Genomic DNA, 18,351 nt, shown 5'->3' on the forward strand with positions numbered 1-18,351 from the left:
TATTATGGAATTATCTTGAGTAGACGAAATAAAAATAATGGAAAAATTATTAGAGCGAAAATTATCGTCACTTCACTCGATCGGCAATGACTAAATTGCACTTATCCTGGCCCAAGTTAAAACAGAATCTTTGGGAATGGCGGGGTGTTGCACTCGCCACCCCTACTGTAGCAGGATTAATTATAATTATACGTTTGAGTGGCTTATTGCAATCGTTGGAGTGGGCGGCGCTCGATCAATTTTTTCGTTGGCGTCCTAAAGAACCAATTGACGAACGCATCCTGATTGTTGGTATTGATGAATCCGATCTGCAAGGAATTAAAAAGTGGCCAGTTCCGGATGAGGTATTGGCAAAGTTGCTCAACAAAATAAAAAGTCAGCAACCGAGAGCGATCGGCTTAGACTTGTATCGAGATTTGCCAGTAGAACCCGGTCATCAAGCCTTAATTAAGGTGTTTGAATCTACACCGAACCTAATCGGAATTGAGAAAATTGTTGGCGACAGTCGCGGTTTTTCTGTCGCCCCACCGCCAATACTGGGCAAGCAAGGTAGAGTCGGGGCTAATGATGTGGTATTGGATGGTGATGGCAAAATCCGTCGCGGTTTGTTATTTTTGACACCACCAGATAGAAGCATCCCCAGTTTTGGGCTGCTGCTGGCGATGCTTTATTTACAAGCGGAAGGTATTACCCCCCAAGCGGCAGATAACGGTTTTCTGAAGCTGGGTAAAACCGTTTTTGTTCCTTTTGAAGCTAACGACGGTAGCTATGTGGGGGCAGATGCAGGGGGATACCAAGTAATATTGAATTTTAGAGGGCCAAGAGGCACTTTCCCCACGGTTTCCATGAATGATGTGCTGCAAGGTCGGATACCGCCAGAGAAGATTCGCAACCGGATCGTCATTGTAGGCCCCACAGCTGCTAGCTTGAATGACTTTTTTTATACTCCATACAGTGGCGGTCGCACTAATTTCCAAGAGCGGGCAGCTGGTGTGGAGATTCACGCCCATCTAAGCAGTCAAATTCTGAGTGCGGCGCTATCAGGAGGTTCCCTGATTAAAAGTTGGCCTGATGCGCTGGAATATGGATGGATCTTTTTCTGGTCTTGCGTTGGTGCTGCATTAGCTTGGCAGTTACAAAGTTGGCGGTGGACTGCCGGTAGTCTGGCGATCGCTACCACAGCTTTGCTGGGGAGTTCGTACTTGGCGTTTTTGAACAGTTGGTGGATACCAGTGATTCCGCCGATCGCCAGCTTGCTGCTTTCTGCTGTGGCGATCGTGGCATACATTGCCCATATAGAACGAAAAGACCGCCAAATCGTGATGAATATCTTCGGTCGTTACGTAACTCCCCAAATTGCGGAAGCGATCTGGCACGATCGCGATCGCTTACTCAAGGAAGGACGCCTCAAAGGACAAAAGGTGACAGCTACTGTGTTGTTTACCGACTTGAAAAACTTCAGTACCATCTCGGAACAACTCGACCCGGAAGTGCTGATGTCTTGGCTTAACGAATATATGGAAGCGATGTCTCAGCTAGTCTTAGCTCACGGCGGTGTTGTCGATAAGTTTATTGGGGATGCAATTATGGCTGTGTTTGGCGTTCCCATTCCCCGCACCACTGAAGAAGCGATTTCCCATGACGCCAACGCAGCCGTGCGTTGTGCTGTGCAAATGGGCTCAACGTTAGAATTACTGAATGAATTGTGGAAAACCCAAGGACGCCCTACCGTTGCTATGCGTGTCGGTATTGCTACTGGTACGATCGTTACTGGCAGTATCGGCAGTTCCCAAAGGCTAGATTACACAGCAATTGGAGATAGCGTTAACGTAGCGGCGCGGTTGGAAAGTTACGATAAATCGATCGACGGTGGCATCTGCCGGATTTTGATCAACGAAGAAACTTATCGGTATATTCACGCTTCTTTTACCACCAAACTGGTAGGTAGTACGCAGCTTAAGGGTCGAGAACAGCTGACTCCTATCTACCAAGTTCTGCTCGATTAATTCAAAAATACTACCCGTCAAGATCCCAGTGTTTGCATCTTATTTATGTAGAGATTATATAAATTAACCAAATATTTACAAACATCTCTCTACCTTTTGGTATACTAATTAAGTAAGATAGTAATATTTATTTTTGTCCAAAGATACATAATTCCCTCAAACTAGGGAAAGTTTTAACAGGGTGTCCATTCTCTTAGGGCTTATACTCTCAATGCGGTTTTTGAATGAAAATGCGTCATTACAGCCGTTTTTTCTGCGCCAAAAAACCGATTTCTTGAGTAGTTTGGATGGGTTCTATCTTTGTAACTGCAAAACGTAATTGTTAAATTCAACACTGGGATCGACTGGATATGATACTTAATCTTCGGAAATTAGCCCCAGTATTGGCAGGAACGGCCTCTATCGTTGCCATATCGACGATCGGCTTGTCGAACGCTGGTGTGGATCGGGCGTTGCGGAATACCTATCTGAGTTCGAGTTTTAGCTCGATCGCTTGGGCTAATGCTCCTTTCCAATACAATCCCCCCAATCGGGGAGTACCCAAAACTACCGTAGGAGCTGGCTCGCGAGGATGCACTCAGTCTATACCGATAAGCGTGGCTCTGCTGGTTCCTAACGATCATAACGGACAAACTGTCTCCGGTCATCCCACATTTCTATGGTACGTCTCAGATAAAACATCGGTACCGATACAGTTTTCCTTAGTCGAACCGGGAGTATCGAAACCGCTATACTTACAGCAGATGTCCGTAGAAAAAAGCGGGATCGTGCAAGTCCAGCTACCCAAGGAATTGCCGGCACTGGAAGTAGGGAAAAAATATCGGTGGTCGGTGTCCCTCATCTGCGATTCTAATCGCCCTTCTAATAATGTATTTGTGCAAAGCTGGATCGAGCGCGTCTCTCCCAGTGCCGAGCTAACTCAAAAATTGGCAGCAGTACAAACAGGATACTCTTCTGCTCAGACGCTCAGAGAACAAGCCAGAGTTTACGCTCAAGCCGGCATATGGTACAACGCCTTAGAAGATTTAGCTAGGAGCTACACAGCTAATCCAAACGATCCGTCTATCAGTGCCGATTTTATGTCGCTGCTGGAGCAAGCCGGACTGAGTAATGTGTCGGCGCAAGAAAGACAACGGTTGGCGATCAAGTAAATTTGAGCTGTGAGTTATGAGTTATGAGTTAATTTTTTACTTTTCAAACTCATAACTCATCATTAGTTAGACATCTCCTCCAAAATAATCTCAAAGGGCAGGCAGGATGCCTACCCCACAATAATTTTTGCAGATGTCTATTTCAGACTGTTGCTGACAAACGCTCGGATAAAGCCGATCGCGCTTGTTCTCGATCGTCAAAATGAATTTTCTCCGTACCGAGAATTTGGTAATCTTCGTGACCTTTGCCAGCGATTAAAACTCCATCTCCGGGTTGGGCTTCCAAAATAGCAGTGCGAATTGCGACAGCCCGATCGCATATCACCGTCGGATTGACTGACTCTGGAATACCAGCAAGGATATCTTGCAGAATTTTCTCTGCATCTTCAGTGCGGGGGTTATCCGAGGTGACAACGACTTTATCGGCTAATTGAGCGGCAATCCCACCCATTTTAGGACGCTTGGTGCGATCGCGATCGCCTCCGCAACCAAACACGCAAATCATCTGACCCGGTATAAAAGGTCGCGCTGCTTTCAGTAAATTCTCCAGACTATCCGGTGTGTGAGCGTAATCTACGATCGCACTGATATCCTGGTTCGGTATAATTTGTACAGTCTCCATTCGTCCCGGCACACCCGGAAATTCAGGAATTTTGTCCGCGATTGCAGACAAATCCAAACCCAGATGCAAAACCGTTCCCACAGCGGCCAGCAAATTCGCTAAATTATACTGACCTACTAAGGGCGATCGAAAAACAACTTCACCCTTGGGCGTGTGCAGTTTGCCGCTAACGCCAGTTGGCTCGTAGCTGAGGTCGCTGGTCCACAGATCTGCGTTAGGGTTGCTTACACTGTAACTCCAAACTCGATCCGGGCCTAACTGAGAAATTAACCGCTCTCCATAAGGATCGTCTAAATTAACGATCGCCCGCCCTTTCAGATAATCCGAACCAAACAGCAGCGCTTTGGCGCTGAAGTAATCTTCCATATCTTTATGGAAGTCCAAGTGATCCTGAGTAAGGTTAGTAAAAACAGCTACCTCAAACGGACAACCCATCACTCGTCCCTGCGCGAGAGCGTGAGAACTGACTTCCATTACCAGCTTGTGGCAGCCAGCAGCTACAGCTTGAGCGAGTTGATGTTGTAATTCTACGGAGAAAGGCGTCGTATGGGTAGCAGTTTGCTCAAAACCGGGCCAACGAGCGTACAGCGTGCCAATTAAACCTGTAGCTTGCTCTGCTTGATTGAGGAAAAATTCAATTAAGTGAGTTGTAGTAGTTTTCCCGTTAGTACCTGTTACCCCAATCAGTTTGAGTTTTTCTCCGGGATAACCATAAAAAGCTAGCGCCACTTCCGCACAAGCTTTCACCATGTCATTTGCCGGAATCACAAGGGGTTTCTCCCCCGCTCCCCCGCTCAAGATCTCAAGAGCGCCTTTTTGAGCGGCGTGAGGAGAAACCAAGGCAGCTACAGCACCGGCGGCGATCGCGCTGGGCCAAAAATCCCCACCATCTACCCGCGTTCCGGGCATTCCGATAAACAAATCTCCAGGTTTGCAGGCGTGGGAATTGGTCGTCAACCCAGTTACTTCCACATCTAGGGCCGACTCATTGGGTAACTCCACAATATTGGAAACCTTTGCCAATATTTCTCGCAGCTTCATGTCATCAACTCCTCACATATCCCTATTGCGGTTATTCTGAATCATTATTCACAAGATATTTCTGTAACATTTGCTCCAACTGCCGCACCGTAGCGCGAGGCGAAGGGCGGGGTATTGGTTCTTCTACGCCATTACGCTCTTCTCGCACTCGGAACAGGACGGGAATTTCGTATTGAAAGGCTTCAAACCAATCTTCACGAGTGGTGATGTCCCGTACCTCTAGATCGAATTTAAGATTTTCCACTTGTTCGAGCTTTTCTTGCAAGCCTTCGCACAAGTGACAACCGGGCTTGCCGTACAAAATTAATCGCATTTGCTTGATTCGATCGCTTCATACTGCCGACATCGGCTCTTTTGACACTGGGGGGGCTTAGCTGTTCTAGCCAGCGCCGCCCATTTGAGAGTTTACAGAGAATCTACAAGCGGAGAGCCCACTCGTTCAACTGAGAATTTGCCGCGATTTATCCGGCAGAGTGTCAAAATGACTATAATATTCTTCTGTGAGAAGCAGATCGAGAAGCCGCTTTTTCTACACTCCCAGATAAGGCTCAGTTTGCTATGTTGCGTTTTATAACAATTTCTTGCCTCCTGTATTAATTTTGCCAGCCTGTGTTACCATCCTAAATGAGTATAAAGATTCGGTTGTGGCGTTTGTTTTTAGTATTGATGGGCATTTCCCTTTTGGTATTGACAGGCTTCTCTCCGAAATCTCAACCTCTGCACCTCTTAGATTTTGGAGATAATCTATGTCCATTTACGTAGGTAACCTTTCCTACCAAGTTACCCAAGAAGACCTGAGCGCCGTTTTTGCAGAATATGGTTCTGTAAAGCGCGTTCAGTTACCGACCGACCGGGAAACAGGTCGTCTGCGCGGCTTTGCTTTTGTTGAAATGAACAGCGAAGCTGAAGAAGCAGCAGCGATCGAAGCCCTCGACGGTGCTGAGTGGATGGGCCGCGACATGAAAGTCAATAAGGCCAAGCCCCGCGAAGAGCGCGGTCCTTCTGGTGGCGGTGGTCGCGGTCGGAGCAACAACAGCTTCTCTCGTCGGTACTAAGCATTAACGACTTGCCACTTCTCAGTGTGTTGAGATTTGCAGTGTTGAGATTCATCCGTCTCGGTTAATAAATTTAAGCAAAAAAGGCTCAGGCATAGATGCTTGAGCTTTTTTTTAAAAAAATGGCGAAATTTATCTCCTACTCCCCCACTCCCTCCCGTCAGGATTTTTATGTTTTTTTTATATTTTTGCCGCAGATATGATAAACTTCAGACAACCCCTGAGCAATAATACTCAATTAAAATTGCATCATGTCAATTCGATCGTTATATAATAAAGCACAATACCCGATCGGATTACGTGCATATCAGGGTATAATAAATTGAGAAAACGTTAAGAAAAGTGAAGTCGGACGGAAGCATGGTATATTCTCTAGAAACACCGGTACAAATTGACAACCTTGACCTGGACGAACTCAATCAGCGGTTTGAATCCGCTCATCCCAGAGAAATCCTGGCTTGGTGTGTAGCGAATATCCCCACCAAACTGGTGCAAACCAGTGCTTTTAATGTGGATGACTTAGTAATCACCGATATTCTCTACCGCGAACTCAAGCCCAAAAAGGCCGTACCGGTGATGTTTCTAGACACCCTGCACCATTTTCCCCAAACTCTGGAGCTAGTAGCGAAAGCTGTCAAACTCTACAATTTAGATCTCCAGGTTTACAAAGTTCCCGACATCAACTCCCGCGAAGCTTTTGCCGCCGCTTACGGCGATGCGCTGTGGGACAGAGACATTCAAAAATTCCACTACGTCACCAAAATCGAACCGCTGCAACGCGGTTTGGCAGAATTAGGCGCTGTTGCGTGGATTACCGGTCGTCGCCGCGACCAAGCTGTAACTCGCGCCGATATGCCCATATTTGAAAAAGATATCAAACACCGGATCAAAGTAAATCCGATCGCAGCCTGGACGCGCAAAGAAACCTGGGCTTACGTATCCGAGCATAACGTAATCTACAATCCCTTACACGACCAAGGTTATCCCAGCATTGGGGACGAACCCATCACCACACAAGTAGCCCCAGGCGAAGACGAACGCGCCGGTCGCTGGCGGGGAACCGGTAAGACTGAGTGCGGAATTCATATTTAATTTGGTCATGGGTCATGGGTCATTGGTCATTAGTTATTGGAAAATTAACTAATGGCTAATGATTAATAATTAATGACTAAAATGATTAAAATTCTTCACCTGTCCGATATCCATATGGGAAGTGGGTTTCCTCACGGACGAATTAACCCACAAACAGGTTTGAATACGCGGCTGGAAGATTTCGTTAACACGCTGGGTCGGTGTATCGATCGAGCAATTTCCGAACCAGTAGATTTAGTTATATTCGGTGGCGATGCTTTTCCCGACGCTACACCGCCACCGTATGTAAAACAAGCTTTTGCGAGTCAATTCCGCCGTTTGGCAGATGCCCAAATCCCCACAGTAATGCTAGTGGGAAATCACGACCAACATTCCCAAGGTCAGGGGGGTGCAAGTTTGGGCATTTATCGCACTTTGGGAGTGCCTGGGTTTGAGGTGGGGGATAAAATAGAAACGCACCGCATCCAAACGCGCAATGGTTTTGTTCAAGTTATTACTCTTCCTTGGTTGACTCGTTCCGGACTGCTGACACGTCCGGAAACAGAAGGACTCTCGCTAGCGGAAGTCAACGATTTATTGATTAAGCGCTTGGAACCGGCGCTAGAAGGTGAAATTCGCCGCTTAGACCCAGAAATACCGACTGTGCTGCTGGCTCACATCATGGTCGATCGCGCTATCTTGGGAGCAGAGCGCTATTTGGCAGTTGGGAAAGGATTTACAATTCCGCTATCTTTACTGACGCGACCCTGTTTTGATTATGTGGCTTTGGGTCACGTCCACAAACACCAAAATCTCAACTCGTCTAACGACCCGCCAGTGATTTATCCAGGTAGCATTGAGCGCGTAGATTTCAGCGAAGAAAAAGAAGAAAAAGGTTATGTGCTGATTCATCTGGAAAAAGGCAATGCTGAGTGGGAATTTTGTCCTCTACCGGTGCGATCGTTTTGTACGATCGAAGTAGATGTTTCCAAATCAGACGACCCGCAAGCTGCCATACTCAAAGCAATTGCAAAAAAGAATATAGAACACGCGGTAGTGCGACTAATCTACAAACTGCGTTCCGAACAACTAGACCAAATCGACACCGCTTCTTTGCACACAGCGTTAAGTAGCGCCCACACCTATACCATTCAACCAGAATTACTCAGTCAGTTGGCGCGACCTCGCCTACCCGAACTAGGTTCTAGCGCTAGCATCGACCCGTTATCAGCACTGAAAACTTATTTAGATAACCGAGATGACCTCAAAGATATTGCTGGTGAAATGATGGAGGCGGCGCAAAGTTTGCTCGCAGGGTCGGCGGAAACGTGGTTAGATGGATCTGAGATGGAAGAGGGAAATCAAATGCCGATGGTAAATGCCGACGGTCAGTTGCGTTTGCTTTAGCTATTCCGTGAAATAGCTCTAACCAATGGGAATAAATTAAGTTTGTAAGTAAATAGTATAGCAACTGATGAAAAGTCAGTTAGGACATTCTTAATTGCCCAAACGCTTGATTCTAGACTCTTCTAACAAACACCTATGATAGTTGCCGTACAAAATCAACAAACTGCATATCTACATATTGAAGGAGATATTCCAGCAGACCTAGATGAAGGAGCGTTTATTTCTGTAACTAGAAAACCTGCTCTAAAGATTTATTCGCTTGGCTTTCAACCCGCTAAATCAATTCCTGAAATTCCACGTTGGTTTTTACATAAATATGCGCGTAAACCATTTACTGTACTAGATCCTTTCGCTGGATCTGGTACGACAATAATTGAGAGTCTGAAGTATGGAGCATCTGTATATTGGCTAGACTATCACCCTCTCAGCCGTCTGATTTGTCGCGTCAAAACCTCTCCTGTTTCACCTAGCGAAGTTTTGCAGTCAGCATCAGCAATTATTAAAACTTCGGAAAATCAGAAATATGCACCAAACACAGTTCACTTTGCCAATAAGGATTTCTGGTTTCAACAACAAGTTCAAGAAGGACTTGAAATTATTCGAGAACATATAGAAGAAACAAAAATCACAATTCAACCTGTACTTTGGTTGGCCTTTGCCTCAACCGTAAGAAAAACATCAAATATAAACGATGGAATGCTCCTAGCAGCTAAACGTTCTCGTTTTGAAGAAATACCTAAACGTTCGCGAGCGGATGTTTTTAGATATTTTTTGCAATATGTGGAAAAAGCAGTTGAAGCAATAGCTGAATGGAATCCATTTTTAGAAGAATCAATTAACAATGTGGAAGAGTTACCTTTGGCGGATGCGCGAACTTTGTCAGGTGAATGGTTGTGCGATGCTATTGTAACTTCTCCACCTTATATTAATGCCATAGATTATGTTTGGGCGGCTAAATTTGAACTACATTGGCTGGGAATGGTGGAGAGCGATCGCGAGCGATTGGATTTATACTCAAAGGAAATAGGAACTAAACGCATACCTAGAGAAGAATGCAAAGCTCTTGGCGTCACGGGAAATCAATTTCTGGATTCTTTAATTGAGGATATTTATACTGGTAATAATTACAAGGCATCGAAAGGGCAGAATGAATTAAGAGCGCGAGTTGTATATAAGTATTTTCAGGATATGAAAAACCACTTTGCCAGTAGTTTTTCGCATTTGCGTCCAGGCGGTTACTACTGTTTTTCTATAGGCGATATCAGTAAAATTTGCGGCGTTGATATCCCAGTAGCATCAATTTTGACAGAATTGGCTTGCGAAGTAGGGTTTTGTAAGCAATACCATTTTAACCTGCTGTTAAAAAATCGCCAATTGAATCTACCAAGAAATGTAAATTGGGCAGGAACGATCAAACACGACACCATAGTTGTCTTGGAGAAACCTGCTTGATGAACCCTAATGAGATAAACAATTCGTTAGAAAAAATAATTCAACAGTAGTGGATGGAGGATAATGTCGGGTAACGATAGTTACGCATATCTTCTTGAGATTACTGGATTTGATTTACAGTTATGGTTGCAAGAAAGAAGAAATCACTATTCCCTACCGTCCTAATGGGAGTTGCTCTTCTGCTGGGGTACGCAGAACATCCTCAGCTAACACTGGCAGGTACTTGCGCTTCCAAGTGTCCGCCGCCCCCGCTTGGGTTTATACCCGGACAGCGGGTAAATATACAGGTTGTTAACCGCACAGGTAGTATTGTGCTTTTGGAAAAGGTACAGGATACGGACGCATTTCCCCTGCGACCGGGACAGGAGGTCAGATTTCAACGGTGGACGGGAACGGAACCGAATTTGTCGGTGGTGTTTTGGGATGCGACGGGTCTGTCTTTGGTGACGAGACTTTCCAAGCCGGATGAGGATACGCTGCGGATCGAGTTGCGTCCTGGCGGTCGTCCTCCAGGCGATCGCTCTATCTACATTCTCAACGACGGTCGCGTTACTGTACTTTAAAAAAAGGTAAATTTTTGGACGCGATCGTCAAACAAACTGTACTTTCTGTATAATGGCTTTTTGCTATTAAATTTGAAACCAAATTTTGGCAGGGTCTGTTATGCCTAAACTTCCACGCTTTCTGTTGTTAGCAACTGCTCTGTTCGCTACTCCTGTTGTAATATTTAGTACAGCCCTGGCAGGCCCGAAATTTTTGAAGACGGGAAAAGTGCTAAAACCAGAAATGCCGATAAGTTTACAGGTAAGAAATCAAACATCGGAGACAGTTCAAGTCGAAATACCCTCCTACACCGACCAGATTACTATCCAGCCAAAAGAAAGGCGCAGATTTAAATTCAAGCTGAGAAATAACGAACACGGTCTTTCAGTCCTGTACTGGACAAATCAACAAAAAATCGGATTGCAAGGCAAGCTCGTTAAACCAAATTCTCAAACGATAAACTTGGATTTGTATCCCAGCAGCTACTATGATGACGATCGCGCGATCTACGATACGGAAATTCCCGGTAATGTCTTGGTCTTCTAATGCACAATAAACGATTGCCTAACCAGCGATGGCATATTTATCCAGAATTGCCAGAAAAAGCCGAAAAACTAGCGATTGCAAATCACCTGTCCCCATTGTTGGCGCAGGTATTGCTTAACCGAGGCATAGAGACACCGGAACAAGTACAAGCTTTTTTAGATCCGGAATCTCAACTTTTGCCTTCACCAATAGAAGAATTTCCCGATTTGGCGATGAGTCTGGAATTATTGCAAAAAGCAATAAAAAATCAGGAAAAAATTGCCATTTGCGGGGACTACGACGCTGATGGTATGACTAGCACCGCTTTGTTACTGCGTAGTCTTCGCTGGTTAGGCGCTTTGGTTGATTATGCCATTCCCAGTCGTATGAGCGAAGGTTATGGTATAAATAAACGCATTATAGAAGAGTTTTACGCAGAAGATGTCAAACTGATTTTAACGGTAGATAACGGTATTTCAGCTTACGATCCGATCGATAGAGCGCGGCAGTTGGGTATAAAAGTTATCGTTACCGATCACCACGACATTCCGCCACAGCTACCACCCGCTGACGCCATCCTCAATCCCAAATTAATTCCAGAATCCTCTCCCTATCGCAGTCTGGCTGGAGTTGGCGTTGCTTATATTTTGGCAGTTTCTCTAGCGCAACAGCTAGGCAAAGCGAAAGGCTTAGTAAAGCCGATGCTGGAATTATTTACACTAGGTACGATCGCCGATTTAGCACCCTTAACCGGTGTCAACCGCCGCTGGGTAAAACGCGGTTTGCAAATCCTACCCGAATCTCAGCTAGCAGGAGTCCAGGCGTTAATTCAAATGTCTGGCGTGCAGGAAAGCGGAGTAAATGGGGAAAACTCAACTTCAGCAATTAGCAATTCTCAATCTCTCAATCCCAAATCCAAAATCCCAAATCCAAAATCTTTAAAGCCGGAAGATATTGGCTTTAGACTCGGCCCCCGCATTAATGCTGTGGGTCGCATTGCCGACCCCCAAATTGTGATTGAATTGCTAACTACTGATGATATGGGGATAGCACTAGAAAGAGCGATGCAATGCGAACAAATTAACAAGCATCGTCAAGAATTGTGCGAACAAATCGAACAGGAAGCAATTGCTTGGTGCGAACAAAGTCAAATTGATTTGCAGCAAGAGCGGGTTTTAGTTGTTGTTCAACCTAACTGGCACCACGGCGTTATCGGTATTGTAGCTTCTCGCTTGGTGGAACGCTACGGCGTGCCAGTGTTTATCGGTACTTACGAAGAAGACGAACACATTCGCGGTTCGGCGCGGGGAATCCCCGAATTTCACGTATTTGAAGCTTTGTTGTTCTGCGAAGATTTGTTAGGAAAGTTTGGCGGACACAAGGCTGCGGGAGGATTTTCTCTGCCCGCAAAAAATTTAGCAGAATTTCGATCGCGTCTCAGTACTTTTGCTCATCAATGTCTGCAACCAGAACACCTCAAACCGCTGCTGAACATTGATGTCAAAGCCGATCTCGATCGAATAGATTACGAATTATACCAGCAAATTGACGCTCTGCATCCCTGTGGCATCGAAAATTCCGCACCTGTTTTCTTTTCACCCAACGTGCGAGTTGTCGAACAACAAATCGTCGGCAAAGGTCACGTTAAACTAACGGTCGCCCACGAAAGTTCGTCTTTGACAATTAAAGCGATCGCGTGGCGATGGCGCGATTACTTTCCCTTCCCGTCCCCAGTCGATATCGCCTACCGACTCCGGGAAAACGACTTTAACGGTAACAAAACTGTTGAACTGGAATTAGTGGGAGTTCGACTGTCGGTAGTGCCGATCGATCGATCTCTTACTGTTCCTCTCAAAGCAGAATTTTACTACAAAGAGCGACGTTACACCTGCGGCTTCTTTGCCAAAGATGTTTCCCACGAGTTAAGAATTCGCAATGCAGAAGGAAAAGTTTTGGCGATCGAAATCGGACAAACCATAGGCTTGCTTGGAAATAGCCGAGAAGACGCCAAAGAGGTCGATATTTCCCAACCTTTTTATTCTCACTTAGTTGATGCAGCTTATACAGCTTTGGAAATCGCCAAAAGAAAAGTTTGAGGGGGAAATTATCCCCCTTCTCCTTTTTCGCCGCCCTTGAACTCGCGAGAGTTTTCTACAGGTCGCCGCCGCGAGTAGCCAGTACCACAATTACCGCAGGTCCGGCAAGCACGATCAGTGCCAGCAGAACCAGTTGGGCAATCACTTCCCAGTTGAGGCTGGTGATAGGGCTAAGAATCCCAGATAGAAAATCCATTTTTCCTCCCAAACTTACCCAACAAGTGAATGACTGTACTGGAAAATCCGCCATCTATATTACCTGGCGATCGCACCTGTTTTTTAATTAAATTCACAAAACTATAAAAAAAGATAAACAAAAGTGAAGTCAGCGGGGCGGCAGAAAAATCGCTAAGCTCAAGACTGGCAGAGACTTGAGAGTAGGTGTGGAACAATGGCAACTTGGCGTTGTGTAAAGCAGTGTGGAGCGTGCTGTCATCTAGATCCGGCAGACCGTCCCGATTTGGAAGAGTATTTATCAAAAGAAGAGTTGGAGCTATATCTGAGTATGGTGGGAGAAGGGGGATGGTGTATTAATTTTGACCCCATTAACCGGGAATGTCGCATCTATGCTAAGCGTCCGCGCTTTTGTCGAGTAGAGGCAGACGTTTTTCAGGATATGTACGGTATCGAAGCGGAAGACTTAAACGATTTTGCGATCGAATGTTGCCGTCAACAGATAGAGGGAGTGTATGGCGATCGTAGCCTGGAACTGCTTCGCTTTAACCGAGAAGTGGGGGAGTAGGGGAAGTCAAAAGTCAAAAGTCAAAAGTCAAAACTGGAATATTGGTTTAAAATGACCAATATTCCAGTTTAGAGCTTTTTTGCTCATTTTTACTGTTTATTACTTCTTTTCTCTCTTCTTTTTGACTTTTAACTTTTGACTTTTGACTTTCCCGACGCCCTAACGAACAGTTTTTTAGCAAAAAAGCAGCCAGTCTAAGATAATACAGACCAAGCTATTAAAGCAAAAAGGTGTAGGAGTGAGGTAGGAGTGAGACAGCGAGAACCATATCAATCCAAAAGCTCTTATCAAAGGATTAGTGAGCTTGAGGAAAAACTAAACCGTGCCAATCGATTTATCAAGCGGTTGCAGCAGAACAATGCCGAGTTGCAAAAACAGCTTTTCTCATTGCAGAAACGGGATAAGCATCAATCTGCACTTTCGCTCAAAGATATTCCTGTTTTACCGGAAAGACAGCCAAGTCGGATCGAAGATATTCCGCTTTTACCGGAAAAACAACCAAGCCGTAGAAGAAGACGACGCCGAGCTAAACATTCTGCCCGAGAACAGACCCATCCCACCAGGAGACTTACTCCGAAACGTCGCTTAGCCAGAGTATATCAGTTGCGATTGGCTGGCATAGCCTTGGGAGTAGCGGCAATGTTTTTCCTTGTAGGATTAATAGTGGTGCGATTGGTGTATCGACCTCCGGCACCGGAGCCATCTCCCCAACCCACTCCTACCAATGTGCTATTATTGCCGGAATCTCCTTTAGCACCGCCAGAAATTCCCGCCTCGACTGGGACAGTTGCATTGGCAAGTTTCTCGGAGCAGACACCAGAAAATATAGAAATAGTCTACAACCCCAATCTCCCTCCAGACCTGAAACAAAGCCAAGATTTGCAAGCCATTGTTGATGAACTTGTCAATATGGCCGATGAAAAAAACTTGCCCACAGACTCTCTATCCATCACTCTAATTAACGTCAAAACAGGCGAAATTGCCGGATATCAACAACAGGAATTGAGGTATCCTGCCAGCGTTATCAAAATGTTTTGGATGGTTTACGTATACGCTCTGTTAGAACAAGGTATTTTTACAGATGAAGCAGCCTTTAATGTAGACCTCTATCAGATGATTCAAAACTCATCAAATGATGCTGCGAGTCGGATTATGGACGCAGTTACTGGTGCGAAATCAGGAGCGAGATTAAAAGGCGAAGAGTATCAAGATTGGCTCAATAAGCGTCAGCAACTGAATAATTTTTTCCAAAAAGCTGGGTACGAAGGTATCATTCTCAACCAAAAAACCTATCCGATCGGTTATTTGAAGTTGCAAAAACCAGAAGGTAGGGAGATGCAAATGTGGAAAGATCCAGAAGATCCCATGCAGAATAAAATTAGCAGCGATCAAGCTGCCAGACTGATGTATGAAATTGTGACGGGCAAGTCAGTTTCAGAGGCAGCCAGTCGAAAAATGGTTCGTTTGCTGGCTAGGGATTTACATCCAGAAGCTTGGGATGTAGATTCGGCTAGCATAGGAGGTTTCAACCCGGTCAGGGGTTTTTTGGGTGAATCTTTGCCACCGGATAGTGTTGACTTTGCTTCTAAGGCCGGATGGACTTCTACTTCGCGGCACGAGGTTGCTTTTGTGAAGACAAGAGATGGTCAAGTAGCTTACATTTTGGCTATTTTAGGAAGCTCTCGCACCTACTCCAGCAATTGGAAATTATTTCCCCAAATGTCTCGCTTTGTGTTCGATCGACTCACAGTAAGCAATCAAAATCCATCACCGAATTAGGAGCGAAAGAATCAGGATGAAGTACTCTACACAATTTCTTAATTTTGGCTAAGCCCCTGTTTTCCCAACTTTTTCACTATTTGCTCTTAATCTAGCATTTAAGTAGGGGCAAGGCATCGCTCATATAATTAATCGCCGAACCCTATTAACATCAGAGATTGGGGCCAGCAGAAATGACACCAGCCAGTTGTATTGAAGACTTTTCCTTAGCTGAATTATTCCGATGGATAGAACGGGAAGGAAAGTCTGGTCGCTTAACCTTATCGATTCCGCCCGATTCTCCAGTATCTGAAGAGCGAAGACCATACTACATTTGGTTTCAGCAAGGACGGGTCATAGCTGCTGGCGACCGGCTCCACGGTCAAGGTTTAATTTCTAAGATCGTGGAAAAAGGTTGGTTGAGTCAGCGAGCGATCGAACGGCTGCAAAAACTTTCTCAACAAGAAGCTCCTTTAGGGTTAACTTTAAAGGCTCAAGGTGCTTTACAAGCAGAACAGCTTAACTCAATTTTTGCAGACCAGATCCGCGAAATATGTGGATTTTTCAGCATACATAGTGGTAAATTTGATTTCGATTGTAGAGCTACTTTATCAACTGCCGAGATGACTGGCTTGAGCATTCCCGCGATGGAAGTCGCTCTCGCGGGGTTGAGATCGCTCTCTAACTGGGAGGGTTTTGCTGATGTAATTCCCGATGCTACTTCGGCAATTCAAAGTATCGGATCGGGGAAACCTCTACTACCACTGAATTCCCTAGAATGGCAGATTTGGGAATATGCTGATGGCACGCTATCTCTAAGTAGTATCGCTAAGCAAATTAATCAACCTACTGTTAAAGTTCAGCAAGCTGCTTTCCGATTGATGTTTGCTGGGTTATTAGAAGAAATTCCTCTGTTTACATTTAGCTTCAGTTCGGAAGACTTTTCCACTAACGAAGAAGCTGTGGAAGAATACTTTATAGACCCTCCTGAGAATCAATTTTTAACAAATTTTTTAAAAATAGAACTAGGCGAGCGATCTAAAACTTGCAACTGTTTAATGGAGAACTTGTTTGATTTTGTTACAAAGCCGGACTTAACACATAAATTTTCTGGCAATGCCTAGCAAGGCGATGTAAGTGGTAGCGATCGTCGATTATTGGTTGAAAGTTCTGAATTTATCACCCGTACCTAACCTACCCTACGGCAGGCAAGATGCCCGCCCCACAAGAGTTTCACATTCTTGCGATTATTAAAACTAGATGCGTCGCAGTTTATACACAAGCGCAACACAGCCCGATCGCATATAGTGTTGCGCTTTTTTCGGTTGGCTTTAAAATTTCCCTCCCTCCTGGGTGAGATTTCGTGCCGGAGCAGATAAAATGAAAAAAATATGAAAAAAGCGAGTAGTTAGCCAAAGTGCCTGTGAAACTATCCTCTGCATCTGGGAGCTTGCCTGCTTTTGAATCAGTCAGTCAGAGTCTTAGCACCCTGGAAGCTGCAACCGAGCCAAAACCGAAAGACTCGATCGACGACGAACCTGCCGACAACACAAACCAGATCCGACAAGCTCAGAAAGTGCGGCAGGGAGCGTTAGCTGTCTTCGGCTCCACCTTTTTGACCATCTTCCTGTCCGAAATGGGAGATAAAACCCAGGTAGCGACGCTGCTGATGAGTGCCGAATCTCAGTCTCCCTGGCTTGTTTTTGCTGGGGCGTCCTCAGCGCTTGTGGCAACGAGCTTGTTGGGGTGCGTGCTGGGTTGCTGGTTAGCAAACCGCATATCTCCGCAAATGCTCAAAAAAGCAGCTGGAGTGAGTTTGCTATTCATCGCCATCCAGCTGTTCTGGGAAGTCACCCACTACTAAACCGCTACAATCTAAATTCCAAAATTCAAAATTAATATGCTCGACTGGAATCTATTGGGATTAAGTTTCATTACTGTGTTTTTGTCCGAGTTGGGTGACAAAAGCCAACTGGCGGCGATCGCTCTCAGTGGCAGTTCCAAATTTCCGCGCACAGTATTTTTCGGAACGGCTGGGGCGTTACTGCTGACTAGCTTTCTGGGTGTACTGGCGGGAGAAGGCGCATCTGTTCTGTTACCTGTCCGTCTGGTAAAGACGATCGCAGCGATCGGTTTTGCCTTTATGGGGGTACGTTTGCTTTGGCCCGCAGCCGATTCGTCCGATTAAAAAATGTAGGGTGGGCATTGCCCACCCTACAAATATTTCAATATGGATGGTGGGCATTACCCCACCCTACTTTACAATCTTTCCCGATAGCACAGGCTGAGAATCGCACCACCAGCAATGAGTTTGATTACATCAAGAGCCCAATAGCCTTCATGGAGCATATTCATCGTGCCAGGAACTTCCGCAACAGGCTCAAAAAGATTGAGATTTAATCCCAGCGCACTCATTTGGGGACTCAAGGCATAGGTGCAAACCAGAGCGATCGTCAGAAGTATGGAAGATAAGATAATTGCGTTACGGCTCTGCTTCCCACCAATATAATGAGTGCGATCGAGAACTAAAGCCCCTGTTAATACCAAGGCAGCACACAGTAGCTCGATGCGGTTAAAAAACCAGAAAATAATATACCCAGCCGTGGCAAATCCGGCTTGATTCATCATGCCCGCCGCATACATACCGGGCATAATTACTAAATCGAGAATCAGCGTTGCGCTCAGCCAAAAGGCCAACGTAAAAATAACTACTGTTTGCCATACGGGGCGTTTTAATTCAACGCTAGAAAAAGCAGACATATAATTTCCTTGCTTTAGGCGTTATCTTTAGCTTAACTAAAATCTTTTGCAACAAGTGTGAAATATTTTTACAGAGTTTACTGTCAAACCTATTTAAAAAAGTTAATATAATAATTGTTAAG

General features: G+C 45.3%; 18 protein-coding genes. 14 read left to right on the forward strand and 4 right to left on the reverse strand.

The genetic code is table 11. The annotated features are described in order from the left end of the window. Nucleotides 1–86 precede the first annotated feature (86 nt). Both ACE1CD_RS03510 and ACE1CD_RS03515 read left to right on the forward strand, forming a co-directional pair. Complete coding sequence (locus tag ACE1CD_RS03510) at nucleotides 87–2,006, forward strand: CHASE2 domain-containing protein (protein WP_374821671.1); 1,920 nt, start codon at nucleotides 87–89, stop codon at nucleotides 2,004–2,006. A 350-nt stretch (nucleotides 2,007–2,356) separates the two neighbouring features. Further along, nucleotides 2,357–3,157, forward strand: a complete 801-nt coding sequence (locus tag ACE1CD_RS03515) for a DUF928 domain-containing protein (protein WP_374790672.1) — start codon at nucleotides 2,357–2,359, stop codon at nucleotides 3,155–3,157. Between the two features lie 142 nt (nucleotides 3,158–3,299). Here ACE1CD_RS03515 and ACE1CD_RS03520 read toward each other — a convergent pair whose 3' ends face one another. After that, the gene (locus tag ACE1CD_RS03520) at nucleotides 3,300–4,820 is read right to left on the reverse strand and encodes a UDP-N-acetylmuramoyl-L-alanyl-D-glutamate--2,6-diaminopimelate ligase (RefSeq protein WP_374790674.1); all 1,521 of its coding nucleotides are present in this window, start codon (nucleotides 4,818–4,820) and stop codon (nucleotides 3,300–3,302) included. Nucleotides 4,821–4,851: 31 nt separating this feature from the next. After that, a complete protein-coding gene (locus tag ACE1CD_RS03525) occupies nucleotides 4,852–5,133 on the reverse strand; it encodes a glutaredoxin family protein (protein WP_374790676.1) in 282 nt (93 codons plus the stop codon). 433 nt (nucleotides 5,134–5,566) lie between these two features. On the opposite strand from ACE1CD_RS03525, the gene ACE1CD_RS03530 reads away from it, so the two are divergent. From ACE1CD_RS03530 to ACE1CD_RS03560, 7 genes are all read left to right on the forward strand, one after another. Beyond that, nucleotides 5,567–5,875, forward strand: a complete 309-nt coding sequence (locus ACE1CD_RS03530; RefSeq protein ID WP_190464172.1) for an RNA-binding protein — start codon at nucleotides 5,567–5,569, stop codon at nucleotides 5,873–5,875. A 360-nt stretch (nucleotides 5,876–6,235) separates the two neighbouring features. Continuing rightward, the gene (gene cysH, locus ACE1CD_RS03535; protein ID WP_374790678.1) at nucleotides 6,236–6,967 is read left to right on the forward strand and encodes a phosphoadenosine phosphosulfate reductase; all 732 of its coding nucleotides are present in this window, start codon (nucleotides 6,236–6,238) and stop codon (nucleotides 6,965–6,967) included. An 81-nt stretch (nucleotides 6,968–7,048) separates the two neighbouring features. Next, nucleotides 7,049–8,353: an exonuclease subunit SbcD gene (gene sbcD / locus ACE1CD_RS03540; protein ID WP_374790981.1), complete on the forward strand. Its 1,305-nt coding sequence runs from the start codon at nucleotides 7,049–7,051 to the stop codon at nucleotides 8,351–8,353. Between the two features lie 135 nt (nucleotides 8,354–8,488). Next, nucleotides 8,489–9,805, forward strand: a complete 1,317-nt coding sequence (locus ACE1CD_RS03545; protein ID WP_374821673.1) for a hypothetical protein — start codon at nucleotides 8,489–8,491, stop codon at nucleotides 9,803–9,805. Nucleotides 9,806–9,927: 122 nt separating this feature from the next. Beyond that, nucleotides 9,928–10,368: a hypothetical protein gene (locus ACE1CD_RS03550; protein ID WP_374790682.1), complete on the forward strand. Its 441-nt coding sequence runs from the start codon at nucleotides 9,928–9,930 to the stop codon at nucleotides 10,366–10,368. A 100-nt stretch (nucleotides 10,369–10,468) separates the two neighbouring features. Further along, nucleotides 10,469–10,894 carry a hypothetical protein gene (locus ACE1CD_RS03555; RefSeq protein WP_374790684.1) on the forward strand — a complete coding sequence of 142 codons (426 nt, stop codon included), beginning with the start codon at nucleotides 10,469–10,471 and terminating at the stop codon, nucleotides 10,892–10,894. Beyond that, nucleotides 10,894–12,969: a DHH family phosphoesterase gene (locus ACE1CD_RS03560; RefSeq protein WP_374790686.1), complete on the forward strand. Its 2,076-nt coding sequence runs from the start codon at nucleotides 10,894–10,896 to the stop codon at nucleotides 12,967–12,969. The genes ACE1CD_RS03555 and ACE1CD_RS03560 overlap by 1 nt, the downstream gene beginning before the upstream one ends. Nucleotides 12,970–13,024: 55 nt before the next feature. Here ACE1CD_RS03560 and psb30 read toward each other — a convergent pair whose 3' ends face one another. After that, on the reverse strand, nucleotides 13,025–13,219 hold the full coding sequence (psb30, locus tag ACE1CD_RS03565) for a photosystem II reaction center protein Ycf12/Psb30 (protein ID WP_374790688.1): 195 nt from the start codon (nucleotides 13,217–13,219) through the stop codon (nucleotides 13,025–13,027). A 141-nt stretch (nucleotides 13,220–13,360) separates the two neighbouring features. On the opposite strand from psb30, the gene ACE1CD_RS03570 reads away from it, so the two are divergent. The 5 genes from ACE1CD_RS03570 (at nucleotide 13,361) to ACE1CD_RS03590 (ending at nucleotide 17,657) form a co-directional block, all read left to right on the forward strand. Further along, nucleotides 13,361–13,711: a YkgJ family cysteine cluster protein gene (locus ACE1CD_RS03570; RefSeq protein WP_374790690.1), complete on the forward strand. Its 351-nt coding sequence runs from the start codon at nucleotides 13,361–13,363 to the stop codon at nucleotides 13,709–13,711. A 249-nt stretch (nucleotides 13,712–13,960) separates the two neighbouring features. Further along, nucleotides 13,961–15,490, forward strand: a complete 1,530-nt coding sequence (locus ACE1CD_RS03575) for a serine hydrolase (RefSeq protein WP_374790692.1) — start codon at nucleotides 13,961–13,963, stop codon at nucleotides 15,488–15,490. A gap of 173 nt (nucleotides 15,491–15,663) precedes the next feature. Continuing rightward, nucleotides 15,664–16,593 carry a DUF4388 domain-containing protein gene (locus ACE1CD_RS03580; protein ID WP_374790694.1) on the forward strand — a complete coding sequence of 310 codons (930 nt, stop codon included), beginning with the start codon at nucleotides 15,664–15,666 and terminating at the stop codon, nucleotides 16,591–16,593. A 434-nt stretch (nucleotides 16,594–17,027) separates the two neighbouring features. Continuing rightward, the gene (locus ACE1CD_RS03585; RefSeq protein ID WP_374790983.1) at nucleotides 17,028–17,333 is read left to right on the forward strand and encodes a TMEM165/GDT1 family protein; all 306 of its coding nucleotides are present in this window, start codon (nucleotides 17,028–17,030) and stop codon (nucleotides 17,331–17,333) included. A gap of 36 nt (nucleotides 17,334–17,369) precedes the next feature. Then, nucleotides 17,370–17,657, forward strand: a complete 288-nt coding sequence (locus ACE1CD_RS03590) for a TMEM165/GDT1 family protein (protein WP_374790696.1) — start codon at nucleotides 17,370–17,372, stop codon at nucleotides 17,655–17,657. Nucleotides 17,658–17,728: 71 nt separating this feature from the next. Here the strand turns inward: ACE1CD_RS03590 and ACE1CD_RS03595 are convergent, their stop codons facing one another. Then, nucleotides 17,729–18,229, reverse strand: coding sequence for a hypothetical protein (locus tag ACE1CD_RS03595; protein ID WP_374790698.1), 501 nt, complete (start codon nucleotides 18,227–18,229; stop codon nucleotides 17,729–17,731). Between the last annotated feature and the right edge of the window lie 122 nt (nucleotides 18,230–18,351).

It is taken from the genome of Aerosakkonema sp. BLCC-F183 (genome assembly GCF_041929145.1).
Taxonomy (GTDB): domain Bacteria; phylum Cyanobacteriota; class Cyanobacteriia; order Cyanobacteriales; family Aerosakkonemataceae; genus Aerosakkonema.